Raw genomic sequence first — 17,958 nt, forward strand, 5'->3', positions numbered from 1 at the left:
CGGTCGGGGTCGCGGGAGGAAATGCCGGTGGGTTACTCGTTCAATGTGGATCTTCGGGGCATTGTTGATCTATTGAGTCACCATCTGTATGCGAGCCCGCGCGTGTATGTGCGGGAGCTGCTGCAGAACGCCGTGGATGCCATCACCGCGCGCCGGGTCCTGGATCCTGGGGCGCCCGGATTCGTGCGTATCGAGACCGGCGGCGGCATCCTGCGCGTGCACGACAGCGGCATCGGGCTGACCGAGCAGCAGGTGCACGAGTTGCTCGCCACCATCGGGCGCAGTTCCAAACGCGACGATCTGGGGTTCGCGCGGCACGAGTTCCTCGGGCAGTTCGGGATCGGGCTGCTCTCGTGCTTCCTGGTCGCCGATGAGATCCGGGTGTCGACACGCTGCGGGGACGCGCCGGCCGTCGAGTGGGTCGGGCATTCCGACGGGCACTATGAGGTGGGCGAGGGCGAGGCGCGCGCCGAGCAGGGCACGATGGTGACGCTGGTGCCGCGCCGGGGTGCCGAGCACTGGCTGCGGCGCGAGACGGTCGTCGAGCTGGCCCGGCTGTTCGGGTCGATGCTGCCGATCGCGGTGTCGGTGGACGGCGAGTCCATGACCACGGCGCTCGCGCCCTGGCAGCGGGACGGGGACGAGTCGGCGGGCGGGCGGCGGGCGCGGCTTGAGGCGTACGCGGAGCAGGTCTTCGGTTTCCGGCCCTTCGATGTGATCGACCTGGACGTGCCGGCGGCCGGGCTGCGCGGGGTGGCCTTCGTGCTGCCGATGCCCGCGAACCCGGCTTCGCGGGTGGCGCACCGGGTCTACCTCAAACAGATGCTGCTGTCGGAGAGCATCGAGGGGCTGCTCCCGGAGTGGGCGTTCTTCGTGCGGTGCGTGGTGGACACGACCGAGCTACGGCCGACCGCGAGCCGGGAGGCACTCTACGAGGACGGCCTGCTCGACCAGGTGCGGGAGTCGCTCGGCGGGTCGCTGCGGGGATGGCTGACCGCGCTCGGGCGTACCGATCCACGCCGGTTGCGGCTCTTCCTCGACGTGCACCATCTCGGGGTGAAGGCGCTCGCCGTCCACGACGACGACATGCTGCGCCTGATCGACCAGTGGTGGCCGTTCGAGACCAACATGGGCGCGCTCACCCTGGCAGAATTTCGCGAACGGTACGGCGTGGTCCGCTTCATCGCGTCCGCCGACGAGTTCCGGCAGCTCGCGTCGGTCGCCGCCGCGCAGTCGATCCCGGTCGTCAACGGCGGCTACGTCTACGACGCCGACCTGCTGCGCCGGCTGCCCGGTCTCGGCGACGGCATCACCACCGAACTGCTGACCGCGAACGAGCTGGCCATGCGGCTCGACCCGCTGGAGCCCGAAGCCGAGCTTGCCGTGCGGCCGTTCCTCACCCAGGCGCAGCGCACGCTCGACCCGCTCGGCGTCGAGGTGCTGGTGCGCGTGTTCGAGCCGGCCGGGCTGCCCGCGCTCTACCTGCTCGACAGCGACACCGCCCTGCAGATGGACCTGCGGCACGGCCGTGACGAGGCCGACGACCTGTGGTCCTCGATCCTCGGCTCGTTCACGACGAGCGCCGACAGCCGGCCCCAGCTCGTCTTCAACCACCGCAACCCGCTCGTGCGCCGCGCCGTCGCCCTCGGCGACGAGCACCTGGTGGCGCTCGCCGTCGAAGGCCTCTACGTGCAGGCCCTCCTGCTCGGTCACCAACCACTGCGGCCCGCCGACACCGCGGCACTCAACCAGTCCTTCCTGGGTCTGCTCGAACGCGCGATGGGAGAGTCCCGATGACGATGTCCGAGCAGCAGCTCACCGACCTGCTGCACGAGGTCCACCGCCGCCCGGACGGCCCGGCCCGGTTCACCGCGTGGGACGCGCTGTTCCGGCACGCCGACGCCGCCGGGGCCACGAAGTTCGCGTTCGGCGCCCGGATGTCGGCGATCAGCGAGTTCCACCACGGCGGCGACCCGGCCCGCGCCTTCCTCGCGTTCTCCTGGTGCCTCGCGGCAGCCGACCGGCAACCGGAGCTCGCCACCAGCCACCAGCAGAACGCCCTGCTGTGGCGGTTCAAGTGGATCGTCTGGGCGCTGCCGCAGTTCCCCGACATCCCGCTCGCCCGCACCGTGGCGGTGCTCGACGACATGGAACGCCGCTACCGCCTCGGCGGCCACAGCCTGCACGCGGTCTACCAGCACCGCTGGCTCGTCGCCCACCACGTCGGCGACACGGCGGGCGCGCAGGAGTGGTACGACAAGATGCTCACCGCGGCCCAGGACGGCCTTTCCGACTGCCACGCCTGCGTGCCGTCAGCACAGGTCCGCCAGCTGTCGTCGGTCGGCGACCACGACGAGGCCATCCGCGTCGGCTCCCCCTGGAAACAGGGCGGCTGCAGCGAGCAGCCCCAGTGGATGCTCGCCGAGCTCCTGCTCCCGTACCTCAGCACGGGCAGGTTCGACGAGGCGGTCGACGCCCACCGCGTCGGTTACCGGTACATCCGCGAGGACCGGCACCACCTCGACAACGTCGCCCTGCACCTGACGTTCCTGGGCCGCAGCGGCAACGAGCCCGCCGGCCTGGACGTCATCGAGCACCACCTCAGCTGGCTCGACCGCCCGTCGTCACCGTTCGCCGAGATGGAGTTCGCGGCCGCTGCCACCCTGGTCCTCGGCCGGCTCCGCGACGCCGGCCAGGGCGACCTGCCCCTGCGCCGCCGTTCGGACGACGGCACCCGCCGCTGGTCATCCACCGTCGCGGAGACCCATGACGAGCTCGCCGCACGGGCTTCCGTTCTGGCGGCCCGCTTCGACGCCCGTAACGGCAACACGCATCAGAGCTCCCGGATCGCCGCGCGGATGACGGCCTCGCCGCTCGCTGCGCGGTTGCCGCTCACCGTGCTGGCGGGGCGCGCTGGTCACGACGCCCTGGCTGCGCAGGTCGAGCAGGTCGCGGCCCTCACCGCCGCGGGTGATCTTGCCGGGGCGGCGCGGGGGCGTCTGCAGGTCGCGTATGCGCTGCGCAACGCTGACCAGTGGCGGGATGCCACCGAGGCGGCGGAGGAAGCTGTTCGCAGCCTCGACCGGGCCGGGCTCGCCGACGACGCCGTGCGGGGGCGCTATCTGTTGTGGGAGCTCTACCAGCGGTCGCGCGGCAGGCGGCAGGCCGAGGCGGTGCTCGACGCGATCGGCGAGGCCGCCCACGTGCCGGACGACCTGCCCGCCTACGCCACCCTCCTGGAACAGGCCGGCGACACCCAGCACCGCGAGCCCGCAGCCCAGCGCTTCCTCGCCGCCGCCGACCGCCACCGCACCACCCGCCTCGCCGCAGCCCAGGCCACCACCGCTGCGGACCAGGCCGTCACCGTTACGGACCATCTCGCTGCGGACCAGGCCAGCACCGCTGCTGGCCGTCTCGCTGCAGGTGAGGGCATCACCGTTGCGGACCACCTCGTCTCGGAGCGGGAGCTCGGTGCCGCGGCGGACGAGTTGCGGACCCTGGGGAAGGCCGCTCGCTGCCTGTCTCCCAGCGAGGAGGCGCGAGTGGTGATCGCGCGGGCGGCGCAGCTGATCGCGGCTTATCCGGGGGTGCCGGTTGCCGAGATCGGGCGGTTGCACGCGGTCGCGGCCTTCAACGCGGAACGGCCGGAGATCGCCGTCGTCCGCATTGCCCTGGCCGTCGCGGCGTTCGGGACGGCCGGTGCTGCCAGCGATCTGAGTGCCGTACTCGTCAACCGGGCCGAGTTGCTCCTGGCGGCGGGGCGCCCGGCGGAGGCCGAGTGGCAGGCTCGCGAACTGCTCGCCGGTCCCGATGACGATATCCACTGGGATGCCGCGATCGTGCTGGTCAGGACACTGCGCAGGCAGGGACGCGGCGATGAGGCGCGGGCGGTCACGGACGAGTACGACCTTCCGGAGGACTACCTCGAGGACTGAACCGCGCCCGCCGCCCGGCGCGATCCAACGGCGACGGGTCCAGCCACGATCCAGCCTGGGCCAGATCCGGCCGCGACGGGTCCAGCAAGATCCCGGCCGGGGCGGGTCCGGCCGGGGCGGGTCCGGCCCCTGGCCTCCCGTAGCAGCCTCGGACGAGAATCGTTGGGCGAGGTATGTACGCCAGCCATGAACGGAGCAGCCGATGAGCCGCGAATTCCAGGTCACCTTTGACGCCCATGACCCGCAGGCGTTGTCGACCTTCTGGCGCGACGCGCTGGGGTACGTCCACCCCGGACCGCCGGGCGTCGAGCTGGGCGAGGGCGCCGACCCCCTGGCGGCATGGGCCGAGTTCCTCGAGAAGGTCGGCGTACCGGAGGAGCAGCGCAACCAGGCGTCGGGCATCGAGGATCCGGACGGGCGTGGACCCCGGGTCTTCTTCCAGCGGGTTCCGGAGGACAAGGCCGGGAAGAACCGGGTCCACCTGGACGTCCGGGCCGCTCCCGGGTTGCAGGGCGAGGCCCGGATGGCGGCCCTGGAGGCGGAGTGCGAGCGGCTGACCGCGCTGGGTGCGAAGCGGCTCCAGCGGCATGAGCCCGGTCCCCCGATGAGCGCCGGCTTCATCGTCATGGCCGACCCCGAGGGCAACGAGTTCTGCCTGGACTGAGAGGGGAATCCGCGGATCAGAGCAGCTCGGCGAGCCGGGCGGGGTGGCTGAGCGCGAGCAGGTGGCCGCCCGGCAACAGTTCGGGGGTGATGCCGAGCCGTTCCTCGGCGATCCGGGTCTGGAAGGCCACCGGGAAGATCCGGTCGTCGCGGCCGGTCAGGACGCGGGTCGGGACGTCCGGCCAGGCGGGCAGCGGCCACGGCTCCCCGAACGGCTTGCCGGCCTGCGCCTCCTCGATCTCCAAGGCAGCAGTGGTGATCGGAGCCGGGACGTCGTGGAAGAAGTACGTCACCGGGTCGAAATCGGCGTCCGGGTCGCGGCCCGCGGCGATGTCGGACTCGCGGCGGGCCCGTTCCTGGCCCGTGTTGGCCCACCAGGCGCCGGCGGTCTCGCCCGGGGCCGGGATCATGGCGTTGACCAGGACAAGTGACGTCACCGGCAGACGGTCGCAGACCAGGGGCGCGCTGAACCCGCCCATCGACATGGCGACGACCACGAGATCCCCGCGCCGGCCCGCGGCGGACACGTCGGAAGCTGACTGTCCGACGGCGGTGACGATCGTTTGGGCGTACACGTCGAGGCCTGCATCCTCGTCGGCGGCGGGAAGCCCGACGGTGACCACGTCGTGGCCTTTTGCCTTTAGGTGGGGGGTGAGCAGATGCCAGAACCAGGCGCTGCCGCCGGCTCCGGGGACAAGGACGTAGGTGGTCATGGAAAGCCTCCGTAGGCCGTAGTCTTCCGGCTGTGGGAATCCATCAGCTTTCGAGGCAGGAAGCAAGACGGATCGCCGTACGCGCGCAGCTGCTCGACCAGCCCCGCCCCGCGACCCTGCTCGACGTGGTCCGCCACCTGACGTTCCTGCAGCTCGAACCGACCGCGGCGGTGGCGCCGAGCGCGGACGTCGTGGTGTGGAGCCGGCTCGGGTCCGCCTACCAGCAGTCGGAGCTGGCGACGGCCCTGGAGCGCGGGACGTTGATCGAGCTGCGGGGGCGGGCACGGCCCCGGGAGGACCTGGCGCTCTACCGGGCCGGGATGGCCGGGTGGCAGGAGCGTACCAATCTGCGGCCGTGGGAGGAGGACGTGCGGGAGTGGGTGGACGCGAACGACGACTGCCGGCGCGAGATTCTGCATCGGATCGAGCGGGAGGGGCCGTTGACGCTGTCCGAGCTGCCGGACACCTGCAATGTGCCGTGGCGCTCGTCGGGCTGGAACAACAACCGCAACGTCGACCGGCTGCTCGATCTGATGGTGTTGCGTGGTGAGGTGGCGATCACCGGGCGGGAGGGGCAGAAGCGGCTGTTCGACCTGGCCGAGCGGGTCTATCCGGAGGGGTCGGTGCCCGAGGAGCAGGCCCGGCTGCTGCGCGCGGAGCGGTTGCTGACCGCGCAGGGGATCGCCCGGCCCGGGGAGGACGAAGTCGGTGAGGCGGCGGTTATCGAGGGCGTACGCGGGAAGTGGCGCGTCGACCCGGAGCAGCTGGGCCGGCCGTTCCAGGGGCGGGTGGCGCTGCTCTCGCCGCTCGACCAGCTGATCTTCGACCGTAAGCGGATGGCCGAGCTGTTCGACTTCGACTACACGCTGGAGATGTACAAACCCGCGGCGAAGCGCCGGTGGGGTTACTGGGCGATGCCGATCCTGCACGGCGACCGCCTGATCGGGAAGGTCGACGCCACCGCGGACCGGGCGGCGGGCCTGCTGCGGGTGGACGCGATCCACGAGGACGAGCCCTTCGCCAGGTCCACGATGGCGGCCGTGCGCCGCGAGCTCGGGGACCTGGCGAAGTGGATCTTCAGAACCCCAGGCCGGATATGCTGGCCGTCAGGTCCTGTTGGCTGATCGGGTCGACCATGCCGCCGGTGTGGGCGTCCTGCATGGCCTTGGCGAGCTGGACCCGGCGCAGGGCTTCCTTGATGTCGGCGCCGGTCATGCCATGGCTGAGCCTGCCGAGCTCGGCCAGGTCGACGCCGTCGGCGAACATCGTGAAGCCGGGGCGTTCGTGGACCGCGGCGAGCTGGGCGATCATCTTGCGGAAGATCTCGGTGCGGCCGTTCTCGTCGGGTTTGGGAACGGAGACCTTGACGTCGAAACGGCCCGAGCGGATCAGGGAGTCGTCGACGCGGTGCGGGAAGTTGGTCGTCGCCACGACGATGACGTTCGGGTTGGCCTCGATGAGGTCGTTCATCTCCTGCTTGAAGATGCCCGCCACGGCGTTGATCGCCTGGCTGGCCGCGTCGCCGCCGGAACCCGCGTAACTGATGATCGAGTCGAACTCGTCGAACAGGATCAGCGTCGGGACCCGGTAGCGGCGGGCGTCGCGGAAGATCTGCTTGATGTTGCGTTCCGAGCCGCCGAGCCACTTGTCGAGGATCTCGGGGGTGCGGATCTCGCGGAAGTCGGCGCCGATCTCGTTGGCCAGGGCCCGGGACAGCATCGTCTTGCCGGTGCCGGGCGGGCCGTACATCAGGATGCCCTGGGGCCGGCGCGCGCCCCAGCGGGCCATCGCCTCCGGGTGCCGGAACGAGACGGCGATCTGGCGCAGCTCGGCCACGATTTCGGTGAGCCCGCCGACCTGGTCGAGCGTGACCTCCTGGGTGGTGGTCGCGACCTTGGGGATGCTCTCGCGGGCCACGACATAGCGCCGCCCGGCGAGCGGCTCGTCGCCCGGCACCAGCGTCCCCACGGCCTGGAGCAGCAGTTTCACCATCGCGGCGAGATGCTCCGGGGTGACCTCGTCGCGCGGGACCTCGGCGCGCAGCCGGATCAGGGTGCCGTCAGCGTCGTAACTCACGGTCGCCTGCAGACCCGCGGCCGCGTCGGCCAGGACGTCCGTCCGCGCCTCACGCGGGACCGCGGGCTCACCCGGACGATCAAGACCCAGCTTTTTGTACGCCGCCACGGCCGCTGTTCCGACGCCGTCCACGATCCGCGTGGTGATCTGGTCACCGGCCGCGATCCGCTTGGCGAGCAGCGTGCCCACCGGGTCGTTGCCGAGCACCACCGCCCGGATCCTGTCCCGGTCGGGCAGGTCGTCGGTGGCGGTGCTGATCTCCGCCGAGAAAACGTGAACTGGGCCTCTACCCAAGCCGGGACTATCAGTCGGCGGAGCCCCGGCGGGTGTGTCGGCGCTGGAGACGGTCAGCCCGGCGCGGCGCACGGGGGCTGGGAACGTCGCTCGGCGGAGCAACTCGACCGGGTTGACCCGCGCGGCGGCGAGGATTGTTCCGGGTTCGACGATCTCGACGGTGGCGCCGGCGTACTGGAAGGACTCGGTCATCACGGCCCCCTCTCCAGCCCCAAGAGTGACACGTCCGCGCCGCGACCTTAGGGAAAATTCTTTGGCGAAGATCACTGCAGGGTGACTGAGCAGCGCCGATAGGGCGGACATGTTCCGTCTGAGCACCCTCGGTGTGGCCCGCAGGCTCGTCCTCATCGTGATCGCGGGCGCGCTGGCACTAGCCGTGATGGCCGCCATCAGCCTGGCCGGTCAGCGCGACCTGATCCGGCAGTCGGACACCGTCCGCGGGCTCGAGGAGGGCCTGGCCGCCCTGCATCATCTGGACACCCGGCAGAGTGAGCTCAAGGTGGACGCGTACCGGGCCGCCCTGGGTCAGGACGTCTCTCAGGACACCGTCGACGACGTGGCCTCCTCGACCGAGGCTGCCGACGCGGTGATGGCCTCGGGCCTGCCCGCGGCGTTCAAGGCGCAGTTCACCGCGAACCGGCCGGACTTCACCTCGTTCAGCGCGTTCATCAGCGACTTCGTGAAGGCCGCGGCGAGCGGCAAAGCCGGCGACCTGGACGAGATCGCCACCCGCAACCACGTCACCGACGACGAGCTGGGCACGCTGACCGACGCCGTGCAGGCCGCCGCGGAGCAGGAGCGCGCCGCCATGGCCGCGACCGAGCGCAACGTACGCCTGTTCGCCCTGCTCACCGGGGTTGCCGGGCTCGCCCTGCTGATCGGCCTGGCGATCCCGCTGGTCCGCTCGATCCTGCGCCCGGTACGCCGCATCGGCGAGGTCGTCGACGCACTCGCCCACGGCGACCTGACCCGCCGCAGCGGCATCACCACCCGTGACGAGCTGGGCCGGATGGCAGCCGGCCTCGACGCGGCCCTCGACTCGATCCGGGCCTCGATGACCACCATCGGCGGCAACGCGGAGGCCCTGTCCCGCTCCGCGACGGGCCTGTCCGGGATCGCCGAACAGCTCGCGTCGACCACCGGCGACACGAACACGCAGACGAACTCCGCCGCCGCGGAGGCCGACGAGATCTCCCGCAACGTGCAGACCGTCGCCGCCGGCTCCGAGGAGATGGGCCTGAGCATCCGCGAGATCTCCCGCAACACCAGCGAAGCCGTCCAGATCGCCGGCATCGCCGTCGCCGAGGCCGCCCAGGCCACCGAGACGATCCGGCAGCTCGGCGAGTCGTCGGCGGAGATCGGCAACGTCATCAACCTGATCACCTCGATCGCCGCCCAGACCAACCTGCTCGCCCTCAACGCCACGATCGAGGCCGCCCGCGCGGGCGACGCCGGCAAGGGCTTCGCCGTGGTCGCCTCCGAGGTCAAAGATCTGGCTCAGGAGACCGCCCGGGCCACCGAGGACATCCACGCCCGGGTCACGGCGATCCAGGCGGGCACCAGCGGCGCCGTCGAGGTCATCAGCCGGATCAGCGACGTCATCGCGAAGATCAACGACTTCCAGACCACCATCGCCAGCGCCGTCGAGGAGCAGACCGCCACCACCCAGGAGATGTCCCGCAGCATCACCGAGGTCGCCTCGGGCAGCACCCGCATCGCCACGAACATCGCCGACGTCTCCTCGGCGACCGGTCAGGCCTCCTCCGGCGTCCAGCAGACCCGCGACGCCAGCGCCGAGGTCGCCCGCACCGCCGATGAGCTGCGCGGCCTGGTCCAGGCCTTCAAGCTTTAAATCTCACCCGACGGGTACGCCGACCTGGCCGGCCTCGAGCGCACGGCGCAGCTTCGACAGCGTCCTCGTGGTCGCGGCGAGTTCCTCGGCGCTGAGGTCGAGGAGCTCGGCGAGGCGTTCCTCGCAGGTATGCCGGGCCTCGGCGACGAGCTGCTCGCCCGGCTCGGTCAGGACCAGCAGGGACGAGCGGCGGTCGGCGGGGTTCGGCAGACGTTGGACCCAGCCTTTGGCTTCGAGGCGGTCGACGCCTTTGCTGATCGCGCCGACGCCGGCCGCCACGGCGCCGGCGAGGTCGGCGACGCGGCAGCGCGGGGACGTGCGGATGAGGTGGAGCGCCTCGAACTGGGACATGACGATGCCGTGGCGTTCGCGGAGGCGGTCGTTGAGCGCGTTGTAGAGCCGCGTCTCGCATCGGACCAGGTCGTCCAGAAAACCCAGGTGGGCTTGCCCAGTAGATGCCATGGCATGTACTTTACCCGACGTAGTAGATTCCTCGGCATATAGTTCCGGGGCATATTCAGTGACGGGAGAGAGCCATGACCAGGCAGCAACGAGTGTCGCTCGACACGGCGCTCCGGGAGCACCCGCCCGCGACGCCGGAGTCGATCGAGGAGATCCGGAGCGGGTTTGCGGCTTTCATGACGAGCATGGCCGTGCCCGGCGGCGTGCACAGGGAGGCCACCACTCTGGGTGGCAGGCCGGCGCTGTCCGTCCGGGCCCATCGCGACGAGCACAGCGGCACGATCCTCTATTTTCACGGCGGTTCGTTCGTGTTCGGGTCACCGGAGACCGCGATCAGTCTCACGGCGAACCTCGTCGTCCGCACCGGGGTGCCGGCAGTGTCGCTGGACTACCGTCTCGCACCCGAGAATCCGTTCCCTGCGGCGATCGAGGACTGCTTGGCCGCGTACCAGGAGCTGCTGGAACGTGGCACGGACCCGGCAGCGATCGTCCTCGCCGGGGATTCCGCTGGTGGTGGGCTTGCGGTGACGACGTGTCTGGCCGCCCGTGCGGCGGGGTTGCCGATGCCGGCCGGGATCGTGGCGTTCTCGCCGGGGCTCGACGCGACGCGGACGGGCGGGAGCATGCGGTCGAAGGAGGGCATCGACCCGTTCTTCACCAAGGACGGCCTCGACGGGACGGGCGCGCTCTACCTCGCCGGGCAGGACCCGCGGCAGGAGCTGTTGAGCCCGGCAATCGTCGGTGACCTCGCCGGGCTGCCGCCGATGTTGCTGCAGGCCGGGACGAACGAGCTGCTGCTGGACGACGCCACCCGCTTCGCCGACCGGGCGCGCGCGGCGGAGGTCGACGTCATCCTCGACGTGGTGGCCGGGGTGCCGCATGTCTTCCAGGCGTACGCGGGCACTCTCGGCGAGGCGGACGACGCTCTCGACCGCGCGGCACTGTTCGTCGGGCAGCGGCTGCGCAACCGGTAGTTTCACGGCGTGGACACTTCGCTACCTTCGACGACCCTCGCCGATCTGCTGGGCGTGGAGCAGGTCATGGATCTCGGTGTGCGGGCACTGTGGGGGCCGGTCGCGCTGACCGGGCCCGCGTACACCGTGCAGTGCCCGCCGGGTGACAACCTGATGCTGCACGCGGCCATCTACCGGGCGGCGCCGGGCTCGGTGATCGTCGCCGAGTCGGGAGACACGACGTATGCACTGGCCGGCGGCAATGTCTGCGCCGTGGCTCAGCGCAACGGGGTCGCCGGGCTCGTGCTCGACGGCGTGATCCGGGACATCGGGGAGGTGCGGGACGCCACGTTCCCGGTGTTCGCCCGCGGTGTTGTGCCCATCCCCGGCACGAAGAAGCAGGTCGGCGCGCTGCAGGTGCCGGTGCGGTGCGGCGGGGTGCTGGTGAATCCCGGTGACCTCGTGGTGGCCGACGAGGACGGCGTCGTGGTCGTGCCCGCTGACCGCCGCGAGCAGGTGCTGGCGGACGCGCGCGCGAAGCTGGCGAAGGAGGCCGCGCAGAGCCTGGACGAGTGGGAGGCCGACCACCGCTCCCGCATCGGCAGGGCGTTGCGGGATCAGGGTTTCAGCGAGGCGTAGAACTCGAGGTGGCGGCGGGCGGCGGCCTCCCAGGTGTGGGCGGCGGCCAGCTCGCGGCCGGCGGTGGCGGGCAACGGTTCCTTGATCGCCGCGCGGAGGGCAGCCGCCAGGGACGCCGGGTCGTGGCCGTAACTGACCGTGTCGCCGAAGACCTCGCGCAGGACGGGCAGGTCACGGACCACGACGGGTACGCCGGCGGCAAGGGCCTCCATCGCGGCGAGCCCGAACCCCTCCTTCGTGGACGGGAACGCGAACGCCGCCGCGCCGGCCACGATCCCGGGCATCTCGTCGTGGTCGACCGGCCCGAGCACCAGCGGTTAGACTTTCAACGCTGACGCCCGGCGTTCCCATTCTGCGCGGTAGTCGCGATAGTCGAACAGGGTTTCCCCGCCGGCGATGACGAGTTTCAGGCCGGGGAAATCGTCGCGGAGCAGGGCGTACGCGTCCAGCAGATCGAGGGATCCCTTCCGCGGCTCGATACCGCCGACGGACAGCACGTAGGCGCCGTGCCGGGTGCCGGGGACGGCGCCGGCGAAGCGGGCCGCGTCCACGCCGTTGGGGATCACGGTGGGTGACAGGCCCCAGCCCGCGGACACCTCGGCTGCCACGGCGGACGAGACACACAGATGGGCGTACGGCCGGAGGATGGCCCGCTCGTGACAGGCGGCCAGTTCCGGGGTCGTGAACTGGTCGAGATGGTGGACGGTCCGCACGCAGCGGTCCACGGCGTTGGCGCTGATGCAGTCCTGGGCGTGGACGATGTCGTAGTCACCGGGCGTGAACGCCGTGCGCAGCAGGGCGATCGAGCGCAGGATCCGCTCCCCCACGGATTCGCCCGGCTCGTCGGGGAAGGGGACGAGCTCTACGCGTACAGAAGGATGGACGGGCCGGAAGAAACCGCCACCGCGACCGAGGGTCCAGACCGTGACGTCCTGCCCTTGCTCTGCCAGGGCCTCGGCCAGGGCGAGGGTGTGCACGACGCCCCCGCGCGGCCGGGTCGAGTAGGTCAGCAGCGCGATCCTCATGTCGTGGCCGCCGTCCGGTAGCTGTCCGGTTTGAGCTCGTCGAGGTGGCGCAGCACGCGGCGGGCGGCGGCGATCTCGGCGGCGACATCGAGCTCGGCGACCGCGAGCCCGGCCTTGGCCCAGGTGCGGGCGAGGATGTTGCCCGCCGGGCCGACCACTTTGGCCTGGCCGAGGAAGCGCATGCCGCCGACCGCGCCGGTCTGGTTGGAGGCCCCCGCCACCGCCTTCACTGCCGCCGCCTCTCACTGCCTCTCACTGCCGCGAGCATCAGGACACTCCCGGCAACCATGGGCGCGGTGAGCGGTTCGCCCAGGAGCAGGACGGCAAGGACGGCCGCTGTCAGTGGTTCCAGCAGGGTGAGAACGGTCGCGGCGCTGCCCCGGGTGCTGCGCAGACCGGCATAGAACAGGGTGTACGCGACCGCGGTCGTCGCCACTCCCAGGTAGAGCAGCATCGCGCCCTCTTTTTCATGGAGCGGAAAGCCCAGACCGCCGAGGAGTACGGCCGGGAGCGCGAGGGCCAGCCCACCGACCACCGTGGACGATGCCGTGAGGGTCATCGGGTCGACCCGGTCGGAAAGGTGCCGGCTGAGAACGGTTGTCGCCGCGTAGCCGAACCCTGACGCCAGCGCGGCCAGCAGCCCCGCGGCGTTCGGGGTCGCGTCCCCTCCGGCGATCAGGATCAGTCCCGTCACCGCGGCGGCCATGCTGATCCACAGGCTTCTGCTCCGCGACTTCTCCCACACGGCGATCAGGACGGGCGCCGAGCCGAGGCTGACGACCGTCGCCACCGCGACCCCGCCGAGCTGGACAGCGACAAAATAGAGCGCCTGGTACGCGCCGAGCCCCACCCCGACGGCGAGCAGTCGGAATGGCGCGTGCCGGAGGACCTCCCGGCGGTGGATCAACAGGGGGCCGAGGACGACGGCGGCGATGGCGAGCCGGTAGAAGCTGATGGCGACCGCGTCGAGGCCGGTCGCGCGGTGCAGGAAGGGGACGACGATTCCGGTCGTGCCCCAGAGCAGGCCCGCGGCGGCGATCTGGGCTGAGGGCAGGAAGGGGTGCGGCATGTGCGCTCCGGGATGTGAGCCGTGGACGGGATCCGGCTACGGAGCGCACGCACGCCGGCCGTCGGGCAACGCTTCCATCGGGTGCGCAGGCACGAAAGGGTGCCGATCAGCTCATGCGCTGTCGGCCCTCGCGCGGCGCTTCCGTCAGGAGTGCGAGCACGATCAGGCTGCCGATCAGCTCAGATGCTGTCGGCCGTCGCCGGCGCTCCGTCAGGAGCGCGGCGCTCTTCCAGAAGCGCGGCGCTCCGTCAGGAGCGCGGCGGGGGCAGGATGCCCGGGAACGGTGTCACCCTCGGAAGTTAGCAGCTGAGCTTGCCGCGCGGAGTGCCGTGAAGGCCAGGTTGGCGTCGGCGAGGGCCTCGGGGTGGACGTCCTGCGCGCTGCGGCCGTCAGCGATCTTCTGCCAGTTGGCCCGGGCGAGGACACGCTGGAGGGCGATCACCTGCGCGGCCTGTAGCCGGGCGCCGATGCCATCGCCGAGGGCGGCCGCCAGTGCGGTCTCGTCGTCGAGCATGTACTGCGTGAGCCGGCCCGCCAGGCTCGGCGTGCCGAACACCAGCCGGTGGAACGCCACCACGTCGGGGTGGTCGTTGAGGCCGGTGACCGGGTCGAAGCGGTCAAGCCCGGCCTGGAAGTGCTGGTGCAACGCGGCCGTTGGCGCAACGTCGGGCTCGCGGTCGCGCACCACGCGGGCGGCCTCGCCGTTGTGGTCCGCGAACCGGTGCAGGACCAGGTCCTCCTTGGTCGCGAAGTAGCGGAACAACGTCGGCTTCGAGACCTCGGCCGCCGCCGCGATGTCGGACACCGGCACGCCGTCGAACCCGTACAGCAGGAACAGCGCGATCGCCGCGTCGGCGATGGTGTCGCGGGTTCTTACCTTCTTGCGGGCGCGCAGCCCGGCCTGCTCGATCACCCGTCCAGAGTAACATTTTTTACTCGGTCTCTTTTTTTGCGATGTCGTTCTTTTAACCGGGTTGTTTTTTTAACCGAGTTACGTTTTGATCGGCGCTATGAAACCGCCAGACACCTGCCTCATCACCGGAGCCACCGGACGCATCGGGCGCGCCGTGATCGACCTGCTGACCGACGCCGGCGCACCCGTCCGCGCGCTCGTGCACCGCGCCGAGTCGGCGGCGACGCTGCCGGCGACCGTCGAGACCGTCACCGGCGACCTGACCGTCCCCGACTCGCTCGACGCCGCATTGCGGGGAATCGGCACGGTGTTCCTCGTCTGGACCGCCCCGCCGGACACCGTGGCGGCCGTCGTCGACCGGCTGGCCGCCCACACCCGGCGGGTCGTCCTGCTGTCCGCGCCGCACCGGACGCCGCACCCGTTCTTCCAGCAGCCGAACCCGGTGGCCGCCCTGTTCGCCGACCTCGAGGGGCTCATCACGACCGCCGGGCTCGGCACGACGATCGTCCGGCCAGGCATGCTCGCATCCAACGCCCTGCTCTGGTGGGGCGACGCGATCCGGGGCGACCGCGCTAGCCGTGGGGACGGCGTGGTCCGGTGGCCGTACGGTGCGGCCGAGACCGCGCCCGTTGACGACCGGGACGTTGCCGCGGTCGTCGCACGGAGCCTGCTCGACGACGGGCATGTGGGCGGCGACTACGTCCTCACCGGCCCCGAAGCCCTGAGCCAGGCCGAGCAGGTCGAGATCCTCGGGACCGTCCTGGGCCGCCGGCTCACGTACGAGGAGCTGTCCCCCGACGAGTTCCGGCGCGATGCCCCGATCGGCGCCCGGCCGGCCGTGGACATGCTCCTGGCCGCCTGGCAGGCCACGCTGGGCCACCCGGCGTACGTGACCTCCACAGTGGAGGACATTCTCGGCGCTCCCCCGCGTACGTTCCGGCAGTGGGCCACCGACCATGCCGCCGCTTTCAAGGCCATCTGAAAAGACGGCCTGAAAGCGGCGGCCTGAAAGCGGCGGCCTGAAAGCGGCGGCCTGAAAGCCCTGGTCAGACGGCGATGCGGCCGCCGTCGGCCGGGAGGACCGCGCCGTGGATGAACGACGCGGCGTCAGTGGTGAGGAAGGCGATTGCCGCGGCGATCTCGTCGGCCGTGCCCGGCCTTCCGGCGGGGGCGGCTGCCGCGAGCTGGTCGAGGGCGTCGCCCATGGGTGCGGTTCCCTCGGTACGCGTGGGGCCCGGGCTGACGGCGTTGACGCGGACGCCGCTGGGCCCGAACTCCGCCGCCCACGACTTCGTCAGCAGCACCAGGGCGGCCTTCGTGGAGCCGTAGAGCCCCATCCCGGCCGTGCCCAGCTCCGCGACCATCGTCGTCACGTTGACCACGACGCCCCGGCCGCGGGCCGCCATCGCCGGGGCCAGCTCGGCGACGAGGAAGTACGGCGCTTTGACGTTCAGCGCGTACACGTCGTCGAACTGGTCCTCGGTGGTCTTGTCCGTCGGGCCGAACGGGAAGATGCCCGCATTGTTGACCAGGATGCCGACCGGGCCGGCCAGCTGCACCGCGCGAGCCGCCAGGGCCCGCGCCGACGCCTCGTCCCGAAGGTCCGCGGCGGCGAAGAACGCGGTGCCGCCGGCTGCCCGGATGTCGCGCACGACCTGCTCGCCGCGCTCGGTGTCGCGGCCGGACAGCACGACCGTCGCGCCCAGCGCCGCGAGCCGGACCGCGGTGGCCCGGCCGATGCCGCTCGTAGCGCCGGTCACCAGCGCGGTGGTTCCGGAGAGTTCCGTTGTCATGACCGTTCACCCTTTTCGTAGCGGGACCCGGGTGGGTTCCGGTTTCTTTGCGGGACCCCGGGGTGGGTTCCGGCAGGTGTAAGCGGGCGGTGAGGCCCGGAAATCCCGGCCGCGATAAGGCCCGCTTATGGGTCGCTGTCAGGGACGGCGTGGTGCGATGGGCGGATGGAACTACGCGAGCTGCGGGTCTTTCTGGCCGTCGTCGGCGAGGGCAGCCTGTCGGCGGCCGCCCGGCGGTTACGGCTGAGCCAGCCGGCCGTCTCGCAGACGCTCACCGCGATCGAGCGGGAGACCGGCCTGGACCTTCTCGTACGCAGCAGCACCGGCGTCCGCCCCACCGAAGCGGGCGCCGTCCTCGCCGCCGAGGCCCGCGCCGTGCTCGCCCGCTACGACCAGGCGCTGACGGCCGTGGGCAGGTTCGCCGCGGCCGAGGACACCGCCCTGCGCATCGGGATGCCCCTCGAGTTACCGCCGGACCTGCTCCCCGGCGCGTTGAAGGCGCTCGCCGAGACCCATCCCGGCACGCGTACGGAGGTCCGCCATCTCTCCTCGGCCGCCCAGCTCGACGCCCTGCGCGACGGCGACCTCGACGTCGGCCTGGTCCGCAGCCGCCCCGCCGACCGGGAACTCGACGCCGCGGTCGTCGTCGAGGAACGGCTCGGCGTACTGCTGGCCGAAGCGAGCCTCACCGCGGGCCTCCCTGCGGGCCTCACCGCGGGCCTCACCGCAGGCCTCCCTGCCGGCCTTGCGACGGGCGGCGAGGTGCGGTTGGACCGGCTCGCGGGGCTCGACTGGGCCGGGTTCCCGCGTGCCGACAGCCCGGTGTGGTTCGACGAGATCGTCGCGGTGCTGCGCAGCCACGGCCTGAGCCCGGGACCGGCTGCCGGCCCGGGGCAGTCACTGATCGCGGAGGTGAAGTTCGCGGCGGTCAGCTCGGGGCAGGCGTTCGCGTTCGCACCCGAGAACTGGTCCCAGCCGCTGCCCGGCGGGGTCGTGTGGGCGGCGCTGGCCGGGGCGCCACTTGTGCGGCGTACCTGGGCGGTCTGGGCGGCCGACTCCCGCAGGCGTGACCTGGCCCGGCTGATCTCCCGGCTCGGAGCCTGAGCCCCGCACACGCAAATAGCTTGTGGCCGCACCCGCCCGGGCAGTTAGGTTGTGCACAATTAAGTTGCACACAACTTAATTGTGCACAACCTAAAGCCGGTGGGAGATCCAGGTGGAACGGCTGGGGTAGCGTCGGCGCCGTGACCGTGATGACCGGCAACACCCGCAGGTCGGGCTGGGCGCAGAGCCTTGCCGTCTGGCTGACCGTCGTGGCTGTCTTCTTCGCCGGCGTTCGCCAGGTGACCGGGCCGGCGAGCGTCTGGTTCTTCTGGAGCTGTCTGATCGCCGGGGCCGCGGCGTCGATCGGGCTGGCGCTGGGTCACCGGTTCTCCGGCGGTTATCAGGCATTCGCCGGCGCGTTACGCGGCGCGTTCCTGTGGCCGGTGGCGATCGTCGTGGTCGTGATGATCTGCAGCTTCACCGCGATCGCCATCTCCGAGTAGCGGGCGAGTAGCGGGACTGTCATA

General features: G+C 71.3%; 19 protein-coding genes. 10 read left to right on the forward strand and 9 right to left on the reverse strand.

Translation table 11 applies throughout. The annotated features are described in order from the left end of the window. Positions 1 to 27 precede the first annotated feature (27 nt). The 3 genes from Ahu01nite_RS36405 to Ahu01nite_RS36415 all read left to right on the forward strand — a co-directional run bounded on the left by Ahu01nite_RS36405 (position 28) and on the right by Ahu01nite_RS36415 (position 4,599). A complete protein-coding gene (locus tag Ahu01nite_RS36405; protein WP_203841273.1) occupies positions 28 to 1,797 on the forward strand; it encodes an HSP90 family protein in 1,770 nt (589 codons plus the stop codon). Continuing rightward, positions 1,794 to 3,935, forward strand: coding sequence for a hypothetical protein (locus Ahu01nite_RS36410; protein ID WP_203841274.1), 2,142 nt, complete (start codon positions 1,794 to 1,796; stop codon positions 3,933 to 3,935). Before Ahu01nite_RS36405 ends, Ahu01nite_RS36410 begins: the two co-directional genes overlap by 4 nt. A 202-nt stretch (positions 3,936 to 4,137) precedes the next feature. Next, on the forward strand, positions 4,138 to 4,599 hold the full coding sequence (locus tag Ahu01nite_RS36415) for a VOC family protein (protein ID WP_203841275.1): 462 nt from the start codon (positions 4,138 to 4,140) through the stop codon (positions 4,597 to 4,599). 16 nt (positions 4,600 to 4,615) lie between these two features. Here Ahu01nite_RS36415 and Ahu01nite_RS36420 read toward each other — a convergent pair whose 3' ends face one another. Then, entirely contained in the window at positions 4,616 to 5,311 is a 696-nt protein-coding gene (locus Ahu01nite_RS36420) for an alpha/beta fold hydrolase (RefSeq protein WP_203841276.1), read from the reverse strand. A gap of 32 nt (positions 5,312 to 5,343) precedes the next feature. Between Ahu01nite_RS36420 and Ahu01nite_RS36425 the strand changes: the two genes are divergently transcribed. Beyond that, positions 5,344 to 6,435, forward strand: a complete 1,092-nt coding sequence (locus tag Ahu01nite_RS36425) for a DNA glycosylase AlkZ-like family protein (protein ID WP_203841277.1) — start codon at positions 5,344 to 5,346, stop codon at positions 6,433 to 6,435. Here the strand turns inward: Ahu01nite_RS36425 and Ahu01nite_RS36430 are convergent. Further along, positions 6,389 to 7,873 (reverse strand): ATP-binding protein, encoded by a 1,485-nt coding sequence (locus Ahu01nite_RS36430; protein ID WP_203841278.1) that lies wholly within the window; start codon positions 7,871 to 7,873, stop codon positions 6,389 to 6,391. The two genes, Ahu01nite_RS36425 and Ahu01nite_RS36430, sit on opposite strands and share 47 nt — an antisense overlap. Positions 7,874 to 7,982: 109 nt before the next feature. On the opposite strand from Ahu01nite_RS36430, the gene Ahu01nite_RS36435 reads away from it, so the two are divergent. Beyond that, positions 7,983 to 9,533: a methyl-accepting chemotaxis protein gene (locus Ahu01nite_RS36435; protein WP_203841279.1), complete on the forward strand. Its 1,551-nt coding sequence runs from the start codon at positions 7,983 to 7,985 to the stop codon at positions 9,531 to 9,533. A gap of 3 nt (positions 9,534 to 9,536) precedes the next feature. Here Ahu01nite_RS36435 and Ahu01nite_RS36440 read toward each other — a convergent pair whose 3' ends face one another. Then, positions 9,537 to 9,995, reverse strand: a complete 459-nt coding sequence (locus Ahu01nite_RS36440) for a MarR family winged helix-turn-helix transcriptional regulator (RefSeq protein ID WP_203841280.1) — start codon at positions 9,993 to 9,995, stop codon at positions 9,537 to 9,539. A 74-nt stretch (positions 9,996 to 10,069) separates the two neighbouring features. Here Ahu01nite_RS36440 and Ahu01nite_RS36445 point away from each other — a divergent pair, with 74 nt between their 5' ends. Continuing rightward, the gene (locus tag Ahu01nite_RS36445) at positions 10,070 to 10,969 is read left to right on the forward strand and encodes an alpha/beta hydrolase (protein WP_203841281.1); all 900 of its coding nucleotides are present in this window, start codon (positions 10,070 to 10,072) and stop codon (positions 10,967 to 10,969) included. A 9-nt stretch (positions 10,970 to 10,978) separates the two neighbouring features. Continuing rightward, a complete protein-coding gene (locus Ahu01nite_RS36450) occupies positions 10,979 to 11,587 on the forward strand; it encodes an RraA family protein (protein ID WP_239159425.1) in 609 nt (202 codons plus the stop codon). On the opposite strand, the gene Ahu01nite_RS50805 is transcribed toward Ahu01nite_RS36450, so the two are convergent. The 5 genes from Ahu01nite_RS50805 to Ahu01nite_RS36470 form a co-directional block, all read right to left on the reverse strand. Next, positions 11,566 to 11,898, reverse strand: coding sequence for a glycosyltransferase (locus tag Ahu01nite_RS50805; RefSeq protein ID WP_239159426.1), 333 nt, complete (start codon positions 11,896 to 11,898; stop codon positions 11,566 to 11,568). The two genes, Ahu01nite_RS36450 and Ahu01nite_RS50805, sit on opposite strands and share 22 nt — an antisense overlap. A 6-nt stretch (positions 11,899 to 11,904) precedes the next feature. Beyond that, positions 11,905 to 12,612: an MSMEG_0565 family glycosyltransferase gene (locus Ahu01nite_RS36455; protein WP_239159427.1), complete on the reverse strand. Its 708-nt coding sequence runs from the start codon at positions 12,610 to 12,612 to the stop codon at positions 11,905 to 11,907. Further along, positions 12,609 to 12,842, reverse strand: a complete 234-nt coding sequence (locus tag Ahu01nite_RS36460) for a carbon-nitrogen hydrolase family protein (RefSeq protein ID WP_239159428.1) — start codon at positions 12,840 to 12,842, stop codon at positions 12,609 to 12,611. Before Ahu01nite_RS36460 ends, Ahu01nite_RS36455 begins: the two co-directional genes overlap by 4 nt. Then, positions 12,839 to 13,681 (reverse strand): DMT family transporter, encoded by an 843-nt coding sequence (locus Ahu01nite_RS36465; RefSeq protein WP_203841282.1) that lies wholly within the window; start codon positions 13,679 to 13,681, stop codon positions 12,839 to 12,841. Before Ahu01nite_RS36465 ends, Ahu01nite_RS36460 begins: the two co-directional genes overlap by 4 nt. Before the next feature lie 286 nt (positions 13,682 to 13,967). After that, positions 13,968 to 14,594 carry a TetR/AcrR family transcriptional regulator gene (locus tag Ahu01nite_RS36470; RefSeq protein ID WP_203841283.1) on the reverse strand — a complete coding sequence of 209 codons (627 nt, stop codon included), beginning with the start codon at positions 14,592 to 14,594 and terminating at the stop codon, positions 13,968 to 13,970. A 97-nt stretch (positions 14,595 to 14,691) separates the two neighbouring features. On the opposite strand from Ahu01nite_RS36470, the gene Ahu01nite_RS36475 reads away from it, so the two are divergent. Further along, positions 14,692 to 15,576 (forward strand): NAD(P)H-binding protein, encoded by an 885-nt coding sequence (locus Ahu01nite_RS36475; RefSeq protein WP_203841284.1) that lies wholly within the window; start codon positions 14,692 to 14,694, stop codon positions 15,574 to 15,576. 64 nt (positions 15,577 to 15,640) lie between these two features. Here the strand turns inward: Ahu01nite_RS36475 and Ahu01nite_RS36480 are convergent, their stop codons facing one another. Continuing rightward, positions 15,641 to 16,387, reverse strand: a complete 747-nt coding sequence (locus Ahu01nite_RS36480; RefSeq protein ID WP_203841285.1) for an SDR family NAD(P)-dependent oxidoreductase — start codon at positions 16,385 to 16,387, stop codon at positions 15,641 to 15,643. 165 nt (positions 16,388 to 16,552) lie between these two features. On the opposite strand from Ahu01nite_RS36480, the gene Ahu01nite_RS36485 reads away from it, so the two are divergent. Beyond that, positions 16,553 to 17,491 carry a LysR family transcriptional regulator gene (locus tag Ahu01nite_RS36485; protein WP_203841286.1) on the forward strand — a complete coding sequence of 313 codons (939 nt, stop codon included), beginning with the start codon at positions 16,553 to 16,555 and terminating at the stop codon, positions 17,489 to 17,491. A 140-nt stretch (positions 17,492 to 17,631) separates the two neighbouring features. After that, positions 17,632 to 17,934, forward strand: coding sequence for a hypothetical protein (locus Ahu01nite_RS36490; protein ID WP_203841287.1), 303 nt, complete (start codon positions 17,632 to 17,634; stop codon positions 17,932 to 17,934). The last annotated feature ends 24 nt before the right edge of the window (positions 17,935 to 17,958 follow it).

Source organism: Winogradskya humida (genome assembly GCF_016862215.1).
Lineage (GTDB): Bacteria > Actinomycetota > Actinomycetes > Mycobacteriales > Micromonosporaceae > Actinoplanes > Actinoplanes humidus.

Bases quoted from the DNA above. Each gene is read 5' to 3' on its own strand.
- Ahu01nite_RS36410 (WP_203841274.1), top strand. From the start codon at position 1,794: ATGACGATGTCCGAGCAGCAGCTCACCGACCTGCTGCACGAGGTCCAC.
- Ahu01nite_RS36415 (WP_203841275.1), top strand. From the start codon at position 4,138: ATGAGCCGCGAATTCCAGGTCACCTTTGACGCCCATGACCCGCAGGCG.
- Ahu01nite_RS36420 (WP_203841276.1), bottom strand. From the start codon at position 5,311: ATGACCACCTACGTCCTTGTCCCCGGAGCCGGCGGCAGCGCCTGGTTC.
- Ahu01nite_RS36430 (WP_203841278.1), bottom strand. From the start codon at position 7,873: ATGACCGAGTCCTTCCAGTACGCCGGCGCCACCGTCGAGATCGTCGAA.
- Ahu01nite_RS36435 (WP_203841279.1), top strand. From the start codon at position 7,983: ATGTTCCGTCTGAGCACCCTCGGTGTGGCCCGCAGGCTCGTCCTCATC.
- Ahu01nite_RS36440 (WP_203841280.1), bottom strand. From the start codon at position 9,995: ATGGCATCTACTGGGCAAGCCCACCTGGGTTTTCTGGACGACCTGGTC.
- Ahu01nite_RS36445 (WP_203841281.1), top strand. From the start codon at position 10,070: ATGACCAGGCAGCAACGAGTGTCGCTCGACACGGCGCTCCGGGAGCAC.
- Ahu01nite_RS36455 (WP_239159427.1), bottom strand. From the start codon at position 12,612: ATGAGGATCGCGCTGCTGACCTACTCGACCCGGCCGCGCGGGGGCGTC.
- Ahu01nite_RS36465 (WP_203841282.1), bottom strand. From the start codon at position 13,681: ATGCCGCACCCCTTCCTGCCCTCAGCCCAGATCGCCGCCGCGGGCCTG.
- Ahu01nite_RS36475 (WP_203841284.1), top strand. From the start codon at position 14,692: ATGAAACCGCCAGACACCTGCCTCATCACCGGAGCCACCGGACGCATC.
- Ahu01nite_RS36480 (WP_203841285.1), bottom strand. From the start codon at position 16,387: ATGACAACGGAACTCTCCGGAACCACCGCGCTGGTGACCGGCGCTACG.
- Ahu01nite_RS36485 (WP_203841286.1), top strand. From the start codon at position 16,553: ATGGAACTACGCGAGCTGCGGGTCTTTCTGGCCGTCGTCGGCGAGGGC.